The organism is Streptomyces sp. NPDC007189, assembly GCF_040703635.1.
GTDB lineage: Bacteria > Actinomycetota > Actinomycetes > Streptomycetales > Streptomycetaceae > Streptomyces.
Genome location: NZ_JBEYEY010000005.1, coordinates 200,312 through 213,725, shown reverse-complemented (window position 1 = coordinate 213,725; position 13,414 = coordinate 200,312). Strand labels below are relative to the sequence as shown.

Here is a 13,414-nt window from a genome sequence, read left to right as displayed (position 1 = left end):
CAGCAGCCGTCCGTCGAGAAACCTCTGCGGGCGGCTGTTCCCCTTGTTTCTCCTCCCTGCTCTGGAGTCCCCATGTCCACCAGTGGTTCCCCGCCCGCCCCCGGCCGGCTCGGTACCGGGCACATCCTCTTTCTCATCGTGGCGGCCGCCGCGCCGCTGTCCGCGATGGTCGGCACGGTTCCGCTCGCGTTCGCCTTCGGTGACGGCGCGGGTGTGCCGGCGGCCTTCCTGTTCGCCGGAGTGACCCTGCTGTGCTTCTCGGTCGGGTACGCGGTGAGCGCCCGGAGGACCGGCGGGTCGGGCGGCTTCTACGCCTCCGTCGCCGACGGGCTCGGCAAGCCGCCCGCCGTCGCGGCCGGGTATGTCGCCCTGCTCTCCTACAACTGCGCCACCATCGGGCTTGCGGGCGCGCTCGGTTACTTCACGCACCTCGTGCTCGCCGGGCACGGGCTGACGGTCTCCTGGGAGTGGTGCGCCGCCGTCGGGCTGGTGCTGACGGCCGTGCTCGGATACCGGGAGATCGCGCTCAGCGCGCGTGTGCTGGCCCTGCTGATGCTGGGCGAGATCGGCGTGCTGGCGGCGCTCGACGTGGCGATCCTCGTCCGGCACGGGGCGCACGCCCTGCCCGCCGTCTCGTTCTCGCCGCACACGGCCGCCGGCCCCGGCGCCGGCGTCTCGCTGATGTTCGCGTTCGTCTCCTTCATCGGTTTCGAGTCGGCCGCGCTGTACGGCAAGGAGGCCCGGGACCCGCGGCGCAGCGTGCCCCGGGCGACGTACGCGGCCGTGGTGCTGATCGCCGGTTTCTACGCGCTGACCAGCTGGCTGGCGGTGGGCGCGGTCGGCAGCAGCCGGGTGCGGGAGGTCGCGGGGAAGCAGATGGGCGACCTGTTCTTCGTGCTCGGCGACGACTTCCTCGGCACGGCGGGCAGCACGGGCCTCCAAGTGCTGCTGTGCACCAGCCTGTTCGCGGCGACGCTGGCCCTGCACAGCGCCGCCAACCGGTACGCCCAGGTCCTCGCCGAGGACGGGCTGCTGCCGGGCGCCCTGGCCGCCGAGCACCCGCGGCACGGCTCCCCGCACCGGGCGAGCCTTGCGCAGAGCGCGCTGACGACGCTGGTCGTGGCGGGCTTCGCGGTGGCCGGTCTGGACCCGTACGCCGATCTGACCACCAGCATGCTCGGCCTCGGCACCCTCGGCATCGTCGCCCTGCAGGCGCTGGCCGCGCTGTCCGTGCTGGGGCTGCGGCTGCGCGGGGGCGGCGGGCACTGGTGGCGGGAGACCCTCGCCCCGCTGCTCGGCTTCGCCGGGCTGGCCGCCTCCGTGTGGCTGGTCGTCGGCAACTTCGACATGCTCACCGGCTCCCCCTCGAAGGTGATCGCCGCCCTGCCCTGGCTGCTGCCGCTGGTGGCGCTGGGCGGGCTGGCGTACGCCGCCCGGCTGCGCGCGGCACGCCCGGCGCGCTACCGCAGGCTCGGCGCCCGGCACCTCGCCGCGCCCGCCCCTGCTCCCTCCCCCGCCCTGACAGGAGACCGCCATGCATGATCCGCACGAGCTGATCGAGGCGGGCCCCGACGCCGTACGGCGCCTGGCCCGCCGCCGCCACGAGCTGGACCTGGACGCGCTGGCCACCGCCCTGCGGGCCCGCACCGCCGCCCAGGCGGAGGTCACCCGGCTGCGCACCGAGCTGAACCGCACGGCCAAGGCCCGCCGCTCCGGGCCGCCCACTCAGGCGGAGAAGGAGGCCGCGCGTGCGCTGCGGGCCGAGGTCCAGGCGGCGGAGGCCGCCGCGCGGACGGCGGCCGGCGAGCTGTCCGGCATGCTGCTCGCCATCCCCAACCTGCCGCTGGACGCGGTGCCGGACGGCGACTCCGAGAAGGAGGCGGTGGAGATACGGCGCGGCGGGCCCGAGCCGCGTCCGGCCGCCGGGGCCCGGCACCACGCCGAGATCGGCGAGGCGCTCGGCATCCTGGACTCCCCCGCCGCGGCGAAACTCTCCGGCGCCCGGTTCAGCGTGGCCCGGGGCGCCGGCGCCCGGCTGGAGCGGGCCCTCGGCGACTTCCTCCTCGACCTGCACACGCGCGAGCACGGCTACACCGAGCAGTCCGTGCCGTTCCTGGTCAGCCGCGACACCATGACCGGCACCGGGCAACTGCCCAAGTTCGAGGAGGACTTGTTCCGCACCCAGGTCGGCGACCGGGAGCTGTTCCTGATCCCGACCGCCGAGGTGCCGCTGACCAACCTGGTCGCCGGCGAGCTGCTGGACGCGCGCGCCCTGCCGTACGCGTTCACCGCCCGCACCCCGTGCTTCCGCGCGGAGGCGGGGGCGTACGGCCGCGACACCCGCGGGGTGCTCCGGCTGCACCAGTTCGAGAAGGTGGAGCTGGTGCGGATCTGCGCGCCGGAGCAGGCGCAGGAGCAGCTGGAGCTGATGGTGGGGCACGCCGAGGAGTGCCTGCGCCGCCTCGGACTGTCCTTCCGCACCGTGCTGCTGCCCGCGGGCGACATGGGCTTCTCGGCACGGATGACGTACGACATCGAGGTGTGGCTGCCGGGCGGCGGCTCCTACCGGGAGATCTCCTCGGTCTCCGACTGCGGCACCTTCCAGGCCCGCCGCGCCGACATCCGCGTCAGGCGCGCCGACGGCCGCAAGGCTCCGGCGGCCACCCTGAACGGCTCGGCCCTGCCCATCGGCCGTACCGTGGCCGCGCTGCTGGAGCAGGGCGCCCGGGACGACGGGTCCGTGGTGCTGCCCGAGGCGCTGGTGCCGTACACCGGGTTCCGGCGGATCCTGCCGGGCGGCGCGACCGAGTGAGGGCAGCGCAAAAGGGGCGGGAGCCGGACTCCCGCCCCTTTTCCGTGCCCGGAGTTCAGGCGCCCGTCATGTGCACCCCGCCGTCCACGTGGACGATCTCGCCGGTGGTGCGCGGGAAGAAGTCGGACAGCAGGGCGACCACGCCGCGCGCGGCCGGTTCGGGGTCGGTGAGGTCCCAGCCGGCCGGGGCGCGGCCGGTGGTCCACACGTCGGCCAGCTCCGGGAAGCCGGGGATGGACTTGGCGGCCATGGAGCGCAGGGGGCCGGCCGCGACCAGGTTGCAGCGGATGCCGTGCCCGCCGAGGTCGCGGGCCAGGTAGCGGCTGGTGGACTCCAGGGCGGCCTTGGCCACCCCCATCCAGTCGTAGTGCGGCCAGGCCACGGTCGCGTCGAAGGTGAGGCCGACGACCGAGCCGCCGCGCCGCTGCAGCAGCGGCAGGCAGGCGGTGGCGAGGGACTTCAGGGAGTACGCCGAGACGTGCACGGCCGTCGACACGTCGGCCCAGGTGCCGTCGAGGAAGGAGAAGGCGCCCTGGGGGCCGTAGGCGATGGAGTGCACGACGCCGTCGAGGGAGTCGGTGTGGGCGCCGATCCGCTCGGCGAGGGTGTCCAGGTGGTCCTGGTCGGTGACGTCCAGCTCGATGACGGGGGCGGGCCCCGGGAGCTTGCCCGCGAACCGCTCGATCAGGGAGAGCCGGCCGAAGCCGGTGAGCAGCACCTCGGCGCCCTCCTCCTGGGCGATCCGGGCCACGTGGAAGGCGATGGAGGCGTCCGTGACCACCCCGGTGACCAGGATCCGCTTGCCGGCGAGGATGCCGCTCATGCCACCGACACCCCCTTGGGCAGCGCGCTCACCAGCGCCGAGTCGTGGTCCTGGGGGCCGAGCGCGCTGCCGCCGCCGGGCGAGCCGAGGCCGGTGAAGAAGTCGGCGTTGGAGGCCGCGTGGTCGTCGCCCCACTCCTCGGGCAGGTCGTCCTCGAAGTAGATGGCGTCGACCGGGCAGACCGGTTCGCAGGCGCCGCAGTCCACGCATTCCTCCGGATGGATGTACAGGGCGCGGCGGCCTTCGTAGATGCAGTCGACGGGGCATTCGTCGATGCAGGAGCGGTCCTTGACGTCGACGCAGGGCAGTCCGATGACGTAGGCCATCTTCAACTCCTTGTTCTCATGGGCGGGTTCAGTCGACCGGGGTGCCGGTGGTGCGCTCGCCCAGCGTCAGCACGGTGAGCGCGAGGACGGCCATGGCGGCGGCGATCACGGCGAACAGGGCGCCGGGGCCGTGGGCGTCGAGGACCGGCAGCAGGACGAACGGCAGCGCGGCGGCGCTGAGTTTGGACAGCGAGTAGGCGGCGCCGGCGGCGGTGGCCCGGATCGCGGTGGGGTACTGCTCGGACAGGTAGACATGGGAGACGCTGGAGAAGACGTTGCTGCAGAGGGTGTAGGCGAAGCCGCAGACCACGATCAGCTCTGCGGAGTCCGCGTAGGCGAAGCCGAGTCCGGCCGCGACCATCGCGGTCGCCGACAGCGCGATCAGGGTGCGGCGCTCGACGCGGTCCACGACCGGCAGGGCGAGGGCGGAGCCCACGGGGTAGCCGAGGAAGGACAGCGCGGTGAAGCCGAGGCCCGCGACGATGCCGTAGCCCTTGGCGGCGACGATCTGCGGGGCGAGCGTGCCGAAGCCGTAGTAGCCGACGACCGAGAGCAGGCAGAACAGCCACAGGACGAGGGTGCGGCGGCGCAGGCCGGGGCGGAGGACGTCGCGCAGCCGGGTGTCGTCCGCCGGAGTCCCGGCCCGGGGTGCGGGCTGGTCCAGCAGCAGGCCCCGGCCGGCCGCCTCCGCCTCCATGCGCGACACCAACCGTTCGGCCTCAGCGGCGCGGCCACGCGTGGCGAGCCAGCGCGGGGACTCGATCAGGCCCCGGCGCAGGATCCACACCACGGCCGAGCCGAGGGCGCCGAGGACGAACAGCCAGCGCCAGCCGGCCACGCCGAGCGGGGTGCGCGGCACCAGCCACAGGGCGGCGAAGCCGACCGCGGGGACCCCGCAGAAGGCGAGGGTGTAGGCCCGGGCGATGAACCGGCCGCGCTTGGAGGCGGGCAGCACGTCGGCCAGGTAGCAGTCGGCCAGGGCCTGTTCGGCGCCGATGCCGAGGCCGGCGGCGAAGCGGGTCGCGATCAGCCAGGCGGCGTTCGGCGAGAGGGCGCCGAGCAGGGACGCCACCGAGTAGATGGCCAGGTTGAGCTGGAAGGCCCGGCGCCGGCCGAACCGGTCGGCGATCCGGCCGAGCGTCAGGGACCCGAGGAACTGGCCGAGGAACGCGGAGGCCAGGACGAGCTTGAGCGAGGTCGCGCCGAAGCCGAAGTCGCTCTGCAGCACCTTGCCGATGGTGCCGGACAGGTTGTTCTCGAAGGTGTCGAAGAACAGGCCGACGCCGACGACGGCGGTGAGTCTGCGGTGCAGCGGGGTGATCGGCAGCCGGTCCAGGCGGGCGCCGATCGGGGCGGGGGCGGTGAGGCCGCCCGCCGCCGCGGTGGTCTGGGACATGGGGCTGGCTCCTTACGGACTGTCGCGTCGCCCCGTGGCCAAGGAGCCGCCCGGGCCACCGGCGGGCCCGGGCGTACGGCCCGGGGGCCGGAGTGTGGGGTGTGGGGGATGTGGGGAGCGGGGTGGCGGTGGGTCGCCCTGGGAACCGGCGAGCCGGGGTCAGACCGATTCCATGGCCCGGCGCCGGATCTGCTCCTCCACGTCACCGCGGCGGACCGGGGCGCTGACCTCGTGGAGGAAGGAGGCGACCTCGCGGTACGAGGCCCAGAAGCCGACCTCGTGGTAGGGCACTCCGCGTTCGGCGCAGTACTGCATGGTCAGTTCGCGGGCGCGCGGCAGGTTCTTCTGCGGCATGGCCGGGAACAGGTGGTGCTCCACCTGGTAGTTGAGGCCGCCGTAGAGGAAGTCGACCAGCCGGCTCGGCCGGATGTTGCGGGAGGTGAGGACCTGGCGCTCCAGCCAGTCCAGGGTCTCCTCCTCGCCGTCGCGCACCTGCATGCCCTTGTGGTTCGGGGCGAAGATCATGCCGAAGTAGACGCCGAGGGCGGCGTGCTGGACGACGATGAACGCGACCGCGAGCGCCGGGGACAGGACGGTGAAGACGCAGGTCAGATAGACGGCGGCGCGCAGCAGGATGAGGAAGGTCTCCAGCACGGGCCGCTTGGTCTTGCCGGTGACGATGGACTTGACCGCGGTCTTCAGCATCTTGAAGCCCTCGAGGACCAGCAGCACGAAGAACAGCACGCTCTGGTAGCGCACGACGAGCTTCTGGGTGCCCTTGCGGGTGGGGTACTGCTTGATGTCGAAGATGGCGGTGCGCCGGCCGATGTCCGGGTCCATGTCCAGGTGGTTGGGGTTGCTGTGGTGCCGGTTGTGGTGGTTGACCCACCAGCCGTAGCTGACCCCGTTGACCAGGTTGGCGTGGACGTAGCCGACCGCGGAGGCCGCCTTCTTGCTGCGGAACATCGCCTTGTGGCCGGCGTCGTGCCACATGAACGCCGACTGGCCGCCGCACAGGCCCATCCACAGGGCCGTGACGAGCTGCCACCAGGAGTCGCCCAGCTCGAAGAAGGCGGCGAAGCCGATCAGCAGCAGGGTGGTGTTGAGGGCGAGCTTGCCCACGTAGTAGCGCGGGTCGAGGTCGAGCAGGCCCTCGGCCCTGACCCGTTTGAGCAGTTCGGCGAAGGTCGCCGAGGCGCCGGGGCGCGGGGCGGCCTCGGAGGCCGGGACCCCGGCCGTCTGGATGTGCGGACGCTGCATGCGTTGCTCTCCTTGGGAGAAGTGCCCGGTGGCGGGCGGCGGCGCCGCTGCCCCGCGGAGCTGCGGGCGCCGCGAGTCGACTTCAGCTCCCGCGTGCGGTCGCGGGCTACGGCCCGCCCGGCAGGCCCGGACGACGGGAGCACAGTGCGGTGCTCCCGCGCCCGGACCGCCGGGCGAACGCACGTCCAGCGTTCCGCGCCGCACTGATGTGGCACTGATGCCGGTCTGATCCAGCCGGCGCGCTCAGGCGGCGGCCTCGGTGCGCAGCCGCTCGTCGAGGGCGCGGACGACCGCGTCGGCGGCGTCGGCGACCTGCTGGTCGTCGGGGGCGCCGATGACGGCCATGAGCTGCTCGACCATGGCGTGCTGGAGTTCCTCGGTGGACTGGCTCATGATGTGTCTCCTGGCCTTGGGCTGATGGAGCGTCAGAAGGCGTTGCAGGCGCGGAAGATGTGCGCGAACCCGGGCAGCGAGGCCTGCGGCCCGTCGAAGGCGACGTACTCGGGGATGGTCACGTCGGGCGCCCACTTCTGCTTGTACGACAGCTGGGTCTGGGCCGGGTACAGCGCCGCGCCCTCGGCCCACAGGGCGTGCATCAGCCACTGGAACGCGGCGCTGTGCCCGTCGAGTTCATGGGCGGCGTCGAGCCCGGTGAACGGCGTGAACCCGAAGTGCAGCCACTCGACGCCCTCGGTCCGGAACACCTCGACGGCGTGCGCGTTGATGGCCTCCATCAGGCCCGGGGAGCCCTCGGGGATGCGGCGGCTGAGGTCGTGCATCCAGCCGGCCCGGCTGCCGTACACCGGCGAGTACGAGATGTACGCGACCGGGGCGCCGTCGATGGTGCCGACGAACAGCCGGCGGTGCGCCTGGGCGGCGCCGCCGATCTGGCCGACGAGGAACTCCAGTTGCTGGGCGCCGCCCTTGGAGCCGAGCCAGGCCCGGTCGATGGTGGCGATGGCCTCGCCCACGTCGGCCGCGTCGGCCTCGTGGATGGTCAGGCCGTTGCGGTGGGCGCGGGAGATCTTGTTGCGCAGCTGCATGAACTTGGTTCCGCGCAGGGTGAACCCGTCGAGGCTCACCGCCCAGGAGGCGCCGACCTGGTTGACGGTGAAGCCGCGCCCGGCGTAGCGCTCGGCGTCCGTGCGCTGCAGCTGGACGCCGACGAGGTTCAGGCCCTCGCCCCGGACGTGGGCGCGGAAGGCGTTCAGCAGGGTGCCGTAGTCCTCCTCGGCGGCGAAGGGGCCGCCGAACTGCACGGCCCAGCGGCCGGTGCGCCGGTAGACGACGGCCCCGTCCGCGCCCGGCACGGTGAAGACGCTGTTTCCGCTGTTGAGCGCCAGGAACGAACTCGGGTTCTCGCTCGCGGTGTGCCGGCGTATCGCGTCGAGAATCCGGTCGTGGGTGGTGGTTTCGGTGGTGGTGGCGGTCATTCCGTACCCCTTTCGGGAGCCTTTCACGGCAAGGGAGTTCCGAAGGGAGTACAGCACCGTCGGGATGTCCGGGAAAAGGGCAGATGGAAATTCCTTTGCCTGCGTCAGAAGCGTGTCAGCTTTCCGTCAGCGTGCACTGCCAATGTGAGGCATGTGAACGGCACGGGTCACCGGAGCCAGGGGCCCGCCCGCTCCACCGCAGTCTCCACCACAAGCCGGTTCATGCTTTCCGTACGCGGGTGAACGAGAATTCACCGTCCGCCGCGCGGAAGAGAGACCACCCTCTGCCGGTGTTCCGCCGAAGGCGACGGACACCGGTTTCCCAGGAACCGCCGGCCGCCCCCCGTCCCGGCGGAGCAACCGCCCCGGCGGGCCGCTCGAGAAAAAGGCCCGCCGGGGCGTGGCGCGTTCGGCAGCTCAGCCATTCCACCGCAGCAGAACAGCGGAAAAACCGTCGCCGAGGAATTGTCGTCAAGGTCGTCCAGGGGGAAAAGACATGCTGAGGTTCTCCGTTCTCGGGCCACTGCAGATACGCACCGACGCGGGCCCGGCGGACGTGCCGGGCGATCTGCAGCGGATCCTGGTGCAGACGCTGCTGGTCAGTGAGGGCCGACCGGTCTCCGGGGAGAGCCTGGCCGAGGAGATGTGGGGCGAGGCCGCGCCCGACAACCAGGCCAACGCGCTGCAGGCGCACATCAGCCGGCTGCGCCGCCGGCTGCGGGCGCTGGAGCCGGAGCGGCCGGTGTCGAGGGTGACGATCCATCCGGCCGGCTACCGGCTCGGGCTGGGCGAAGGGGAACTGGACGCCGCGGAGTTCGTGCGGGCGGTGCGGCTGGCCGAGTCCGCGGCGCCGGGCGACGCCGGGCACACCGCGCGGCTGCTCGCGGACGCGCTGGCGCTGTGGCGCGGGCCGGTCTTCGGCGGTTTCCCCGGCGGGACCCTGTGCCAGCTGGCGGGCGCCCGCTACGAGGAGTACCGGATGCGGGCGCTGGAGCTGCTCTTCGACGCCGAGCTGCGGCTCGGCCACCATGCGGCGGTGCTCGCGGAGCTGGCCGAGGCGCACACCAACCACCCGTTGCGGGAGCGGTTCTGCGAGCAGCTGATGATCGCGCTGTACGGCGCGGGACGGCAGGCCGACGCCCTCGACGTCTTCCACCGGATGCGGCGCCGGCTCGACGACGAACTCGGCATCCAGCCCTCCCCCGCGCTGCGCCGGATCGAGAGCGCGATCCTCTCCCACGACCCGGCCCTCAGCGGCGACCGCCTTCTCCAACCCGCCTGACGCGGGCGGTGGTTGCGCGCGTCGGCGGCCCGTCAGCGCACGGTCAGCCCCGGTTGTCACGCTCCTTGCGGTGACGCCACCTCGAGAACTCCTCACGTAGAGGCAGGGAGACATGAAGTCCCAGGTCGCGGAACTGGCCCAACTGCGCGAACGCGTGCTCGCCGGCCCCGGCGAGAAGGCGACGGCCGCCCAGCGGGCCAAGGGCAAGCGCACCGTGCGCGAACGGATCGGCCTGCTGCTCGACGAGGGCTCGTTCCACGAGGTCGAGCCGCTGCGCCGGCACCGGGCGACCGGCTTCGGCCTGGAGGCGAAGAAGCCGTACACCGACGGCGTCGTCACCGGCTGGGGCACGGTCGAGGGCCGTACCGTCTTCGTCTACGCCCATGACTTCCGGATCTTCGGCGGCGCGCTGGGCGAGGCCCACGCCGCCAAGATCCACAAGATCATGGACATGGCCCTCGCGGCCGGCGCGCCTCTGGTGTCGCTCAACGACGGCGCCGGCGCCCGTATCCAGGAAGGTGTGACCGCGCTCGCCGGGTACGGCGGCATCTTCCGCCGCAACACGGCGGCGTCCGGGGTGATCCCGCAGATCAGCGTGATGCTGGGCCCGTGCGCGGGCGGCGCCGCGTACTCGCCCGCCCTCACCGACTTCGTGTTCATGGTGCGCGAGACCTCGCAGATGTTCATCACCGGCCCCGACGTGGTCAAGGCGGTGACCGGCGAGGAGATCACCCAGAACGGGCTCGGCGGGGCCGACGTCCACGCGGAGACCAGCGGGGTGTGCCACTTCGCGTACGACGACGAGGAGACCTGCCTGGAGGAGGTCCGGTACCTGCTCTCCCTCCTCCCCCGCAACAACCGCGAGACACCGCCCGCCGTGCCCTGCGACGACCCGCCGGACCGGCGCTGCGAGTCGCTCGCGGAGCTGGTGCCGGTCGACGGCAACCGGCCGTACGACATGGCCAGGGTGATCGAGGAGATCGTCGACGACGGCGAGTACCTGGAGGTGCACCAGCGCTGGGCGCGGAACATCATCTGCGCGCTGGCCCGGCTGGACGGCCAGGTCGTCGGGATCGTCGCCAACCAGCCGCAGACCCTGGCCGGCGTGCTGGACATCGAGGCGAGCGAAAAGGCCGCGCGTTTCGTCCAGTTGTGCGACGCGTTCAGCATCCCGATCGTCACCCTGCTCGACGTGCCCGGCTTCCTGCCCGGCGTCGGCCAGGAGCACGGCGGCATCATCCGGCACGGCGCCAAGCTGCTGTACGCCTACTGCGACGCCACCGTGCCCCGTATCTCGCTGATCCTGCGCAAGGCCTACGGCGGCGCGTACATCGTCATGGACTCGCAGTCGATCGGCGCCGACCTCACCTACGCCTGGCCGACGAACGAGATCGCGGTGATGGGCGCGGAGGGCGCCGCGAACGTCATCTTCCGGCGGCAGATCGCCGAGGCCGACGATCCCGAGGCGCGGCGGGCGGAGCTGGTCAAGGAGTACAAGGCCGAGCTGATGCACCCGTACTACGCCGCCGAACGCGGCCTGGTCGACGACGTGATCGACCCGGCCGACACCCGCGCCGTCCTCATCGGCGCGCTGGCGATGCTGCGCACCAAGCACGCCGAGCGCCCGGCGCGCAAGCACGGCAACCCCCCGCAGTGATCCCGCTCGGTTCCCGCACCCCGACGGAGGTTCCCATGTCCGTGTCCCCCGCTTCCCCCACCGCGCCGATCCGGGTCGAGAAGGGCCAGGCCACCGAGGAGGAGCTGGCCGCCCTCGCGGTGCTGCTGCTGAGCCGCGGCGCCCTGGCCGCCCCCGACACCGAGCCGGTCTCCCCCGGCACCACCTGCTGGCGCCCGCACGCCTTCCACGCGCCGCACAGCTGGCAGCGCGCCTGACCCGGCTCATCCCTGGGCGAGGGTGACGTCCTGGTCGGTGACCGCGTGGAAGGCGGGCAGCGGGACGATGCCCACGGGCCGCATCTCCATGAGCGTGGCCTGCACATGGGCCCGGCCGGCCCTGAGCACCTCCGAGTCGACCGTGCCGGAGTTCTGCCACCGGTGCTCGGCGCCGTCGCACTGGGCGATGCCGCCGCCGACGCCGTGCTGGACGCGGGGGTCGCGCTGGCTCAGCGAGGAGGTGACGAACACCGGTCCGGTGCCGGCGGTGCAGCGGTAGCTGCCGGAGAGCGTGACCGTGCCGTCGGACGCGATACGGCCGGTGGCGTCGACGCCGATGGTCTCGGCGGGGTCGGCGCCGGCCGGACCGGAGGCGACGCACAGCAGGGCGACGGCGCCGAGGGCCGCGGCGAGGGCGGGACGTACGGGCATGGGATACCTCCCGGTTCCGTGGGGGGTCTGGGACCCTCCACTGGTACCGGGCGGCCGTCCCGCCGGGCGTGACCGTCACCCCTTCGGTGGCGCGTCACGGGACCGTCCGGGACGCCCTCGCCGGTGACCCGGCCGGGCGGTCACGGCAGTACCGCGAAGCCGTCCAGCTCCACCATCGCCTGCTCGTCCCACAGCCGTACGACCTGTACGACGGCCATCGCCGGGTAGTCCCGGCCGGCCAGGTCCCGCCAGATGCGGCCGAGCCGGGCGGCGTGGGCGCGGTAGGCGGCGACGTCCGTGGCGTAGACGGTGACGCGGGCGAGGTCGGCGGGGGTGCCGCCGGCCGCGCGCAGGGCCGCGAGGAGGTTGCCGAGGGCCCGCTCGAACTGCTCGGGGAGGGTGTCGCCGGTAATCTTGCCGTCGGCGTCGAGGGCGGTCTGGCCGGCCAGGAACACCACGCGGGAGCCGGACGCGACGACGGCGTGCGAGAACCCCGTGGGCGGGGACAGCTCGGGCGGGTTGACGCGCTCGGTCGTCACCGGACCTCCTGATCGTCCTGATCGTCGGCGTGGGCGTACAACTCCTTGGCGATGATGCCCCGTTGGACCTCGCTGGCGCCCTCGTAGATGCGCGGGGCGCGCACCTCGCGGTAGAGGTGCTCGAGGAGGTGACCGCGGCGCAGGGCGCGGGCGCCGTGCAGCTGGACGGCGGTGTCGACGACGTACTGCGCGGTCTCGGTGGCCAGCAGCTTCGCCATCGCGGCGAGCCGGGGGACGTCGGCGGCGCCCTCGTCGTACGCCGTGGCCGCCGCGTAGACCATCAGCCGGGCCGCCTCCGTGCGCAGGGCCATCTCGGCGACCTGGTGGGAGACGGTCTGCAGGTCCCTCAGCCGGCCGCCGAAGGCCTCGCGGCGGCGGGTGTGGGCGACGGTGGCGTCGAGCGCGGCCTGGGCCATGCCGACCGCGAAGGCGCCGACGCTGGGCCGGAAGAGGTTCAGGGTGCCCATGGCGAGAGCGAAGCCGCGGTTCACCTCGCCGAGCACGTCGTCGGCGGTCACGGGCACGGCGTCGAAGTCGAGGGCGCCGATGGGGTGCGGGGAGAGCATCTCCAGCGCGGTGCCGGTGAGTCCGGGCCGGTCGGCGGGGACGAGGAAGGCGGTCACGCCGCGGGCTCCGGCGCCGGGTGTGGTGCGGGCGAAGACGGTGTAGAAGTCGGCCTCGGGGGCGTTGGAGATCCAGCACTTGGCGCCGGTGAGCCGCCAGCCGGTGCCGTCGGGCTCGGCCGTGAGGGACAGCGCGGCCGCGTCCGAGCCGGCGCCGGGTTCGCTCAGCGCGAAGGCGGCCACCGCGCTGCCGTCGGCGACCCGGGGCAGCCAGCGCTCGCGCTGGGCCGGGGTGCCGTGCGCGTGCACCGGATGGGCGCCGAGGCCCTGCAGGGCGAGCGCGGTCTCCGCCTCGGTGCAGGCCTGCGCGAGGGACTCGCGCATCAGGCACAGGTCCAGCGCGCCGGAGCTGAACAGCCGTGCCAGGAGCCCGAGTCGGCCCAGCTCGGCGAGCAGCGGCCGGTTGACGTGCCCCGGCTCGCCCTTGCCGGCGAGCGGCCGCAGCCGTTCGGCGGCCATCGCGCGCAGCTCGGCACGCCAGGCGGCCTGCTCGGGTTCGAGCGAGAATGCGGACACTGCCGTCCTCCCTCCGGTCGGGACCGGCACGGCCCCTCCCGTTCGCTGTCCGGCGCCGGGTCCCGACGACCGCCGGGTC

General features: G+C 73.2%; 14 protein-coding genes. 5 read left to right on the top strand and 9 right to left on the bottom strand.

Features of this window, described 5'->3' with window-relative positions; all coding sequences use genetic code 11:
• Positions 1 to 72: 72 nt before the first annotated feature.
• Together AB0950_RS12955 and serS are read left to right on the top strand one after the other, a co-directional pair.
• Positions 73 to 1,542 carry an APC family permease gene (locus AB0950_RS12955; RefSeq protein ID WP_360148009.1) on the top strand — a complete coding sequence of 490 codons (1,470 nt, stop codon included), beginning with the start codon at positions 73 to 75 and terminating at the stop codon, positions 1,540 to 1,542.
• Positions 1,535 to 2,812: a serine--tRNA ligase gene (gene serS / locus AB0950_RS12950; protein ID WP_360148012.1), complete on the top strand. Its 1,278-nt coding sequence runs from the start codon at positions 1,535 to 1,537 to the stop codon at positions 2,810 to 2,812. Before AB0950_RS12955 ends, serS begins: the two co-directional genes overlap by 8 nt.
• Positions 2,813 to 2,867: 55 nt before the next feature.
• On the opposite strand, the gene fabI is transcribed toward serS, so the two are convergent.
• The 6 genes from fabI to AB0950_RS12920 form a co-directional block, all read right to left on the bottom strand.
• Positions 2,868 to 3,635: an enoyl-ACP reductase FabI gene (gene fabI, locus AB0950_RS12945; RefSeq protein WP_360148015.1), complete on the bottom strand. Its 768-nt coding sequence runs from the start codon at positions 3,633 to 3,635 to the stop codon at positions 2,868 to 2,870.
• Positions 3,632 to 3,961 (bottom strand): ferredoxin, encoded by a 330-nt coding sequence (fdxA, locus tag AB0950_RS12940; RefSeq protein ID WP_360148018.1) that lies wholly within the window; start codon positions 3,959 to 3,961, stop codon positions 3,632 to 3,634. Before fdxA ends, fabI begins: the two co-directional genes overlap by 4 nt.
• A 28-nt stretch (positions 3,962 to 3,989) precedes the next feature.
• Entirely contained in the window at positions 3,990 to 5,357 is a 1,368-nt protein-coding gene (locus tag AB0950_RS12935) for an MFS transporter (RefSeq protein WP_360148021.1), read from the bottom strand.
• A gap of 159 nt (positions 5,358 to 5,516) precedes the next feature.
• Entirely contained in the window at positions 5,517 to 6,617 is a 1,101-nt protein-coding gene (locus tag AB0950_RS12930; protein ID WP_360148024.1) for an acyl-CoA desaturase, read from the bottom strand.
• Between the two features lie 243 nt (positions 6,618 to 6,860).
• Positions 6,861 to 7,010 carry a hypothetical protein gene (locus tag AB0950_RS12925; protein WP_330337294.1) on the bottom strand — a complete coding sequence of 50 codons (150 nt, stop codon included), beginning with the start codon at positions 7,008 to 7,010 and terminating at the stop codon, positions 6,861 to 6,863.
• 32 nt (positions 7,011 to 7,042) lie between these two features.
• Complete coding sequence (locus AB0950_RS12920; protein WP_366778503.1) at positions 7,043 to 8,050, bottom strand: DUF2156 domain-containing protein; 1,008 nt, start codon at positions 8,048 to 8,050, stop codon at positions 7,043 to 7,045.
• A gap of 496 nt (positions 8,051 to 8,546) precedes the next feature.
• Here AB0950_RS12920 and AB0950_RS12915 point away from each other — a divergent pair, with 496 nt between their 5' ends.
• From AB0950_RS12915 to AB0950_RS12905, 3 genes are all read left to right on the top strand, one after another.
• Positions 8,547 to 9,332 carry an AfsR/SARP family transcriptional regulator gene (locus AB0950_RS12915; RefSeq protein ID WP_360148030.1) on the top strand — a complete coding sequence of 262 codons (786 nt, stop codon included), beginning with the start codon at positions 8,547 to 8,549 and terminating at the stop codon, positions 9,330 to 9,332.
• A gap of 112 nt (positions 9,333 to 9,444) precedes the next feature.
• Positions 9,445 to 10,989 (top strand): acyl-CoA carboxylase subunit beta, encoded by a 1,545-nt coding sequence (locus tag AB0950_RS12910; RefSeq protein WP_360148033.1) that lies wholly within the window; start codon positions 9,445 to 9,447, stop codon positions 10,987 to 10,989.
• A 35-nt stretch (positions 10,990 to 11,024) separates the two neighbouring features.
• Positions 11,025 to 11,225 (top strand): acyl-CoA carboxylase epsilon subunit, encoded by a 201-nt coding sequence (locus AB0950_RS12905; protein WP_360148036.1) that lies wholly within the window; start codon positions 11,025 to 11,027, stop codon positions 11,223 to 11,225.
• 6 nt (positions 11,226 to 11,231) lie between these two features.
• On the opposite strand, the gene AB0950_RS12900 is transcribed toward AB0950_RS12905, so the two are convergent.
• The 3 genes from AB0950_RS12900 to AB0950_RS12890 all read right to left on the bottom strand — a co-directional run bounded on the left by AB0950_RS12900 (position 11,232) and on the right by AB0950_RS12890 (position 13,335).
• On the bottom strand, positions 11,232 to 11,657 hold the full coding sequence (locus AB0950_RS12900; protein ID WP_360148039.1) for a DUF6299 family protein: 426 nt from the start codon (positions 11,655 to 11,657) through the stop codon (positions 11,232 to 11,234).
• Between the two features lie 140 nt (positions 11,658 to 11,797).
• Positions 11,798 to 12,196 (bottom strand): RidA family protein, encoded by a 399-nt coding sequence (locus tag AB0950_RS12895; protein ID WP_366778502.1) that lies wholly within the window; start codon positions 12,194 to 12,196, stop codon positions 11,798 to 11,800.
• Positions 12,193 to 13,335: an acyl-CoA dehydrogenase family protein gene (locus AB0950_RS12890; RefSeq protein ID WP_366778501.1), complete on the bottom strand. Its 1,143-nt coding sequence runs from the start codon at positions 13,333 to 13,335 to the stop codon at positions 12,193 to 12,195. Before AB0950_RS12890 ends, AB0950_RS12895 begins: the two co-directional genes overlap by 4 nt.
• Positions 13,336 to 13,414: the final 79 nt, after the last annotated feature.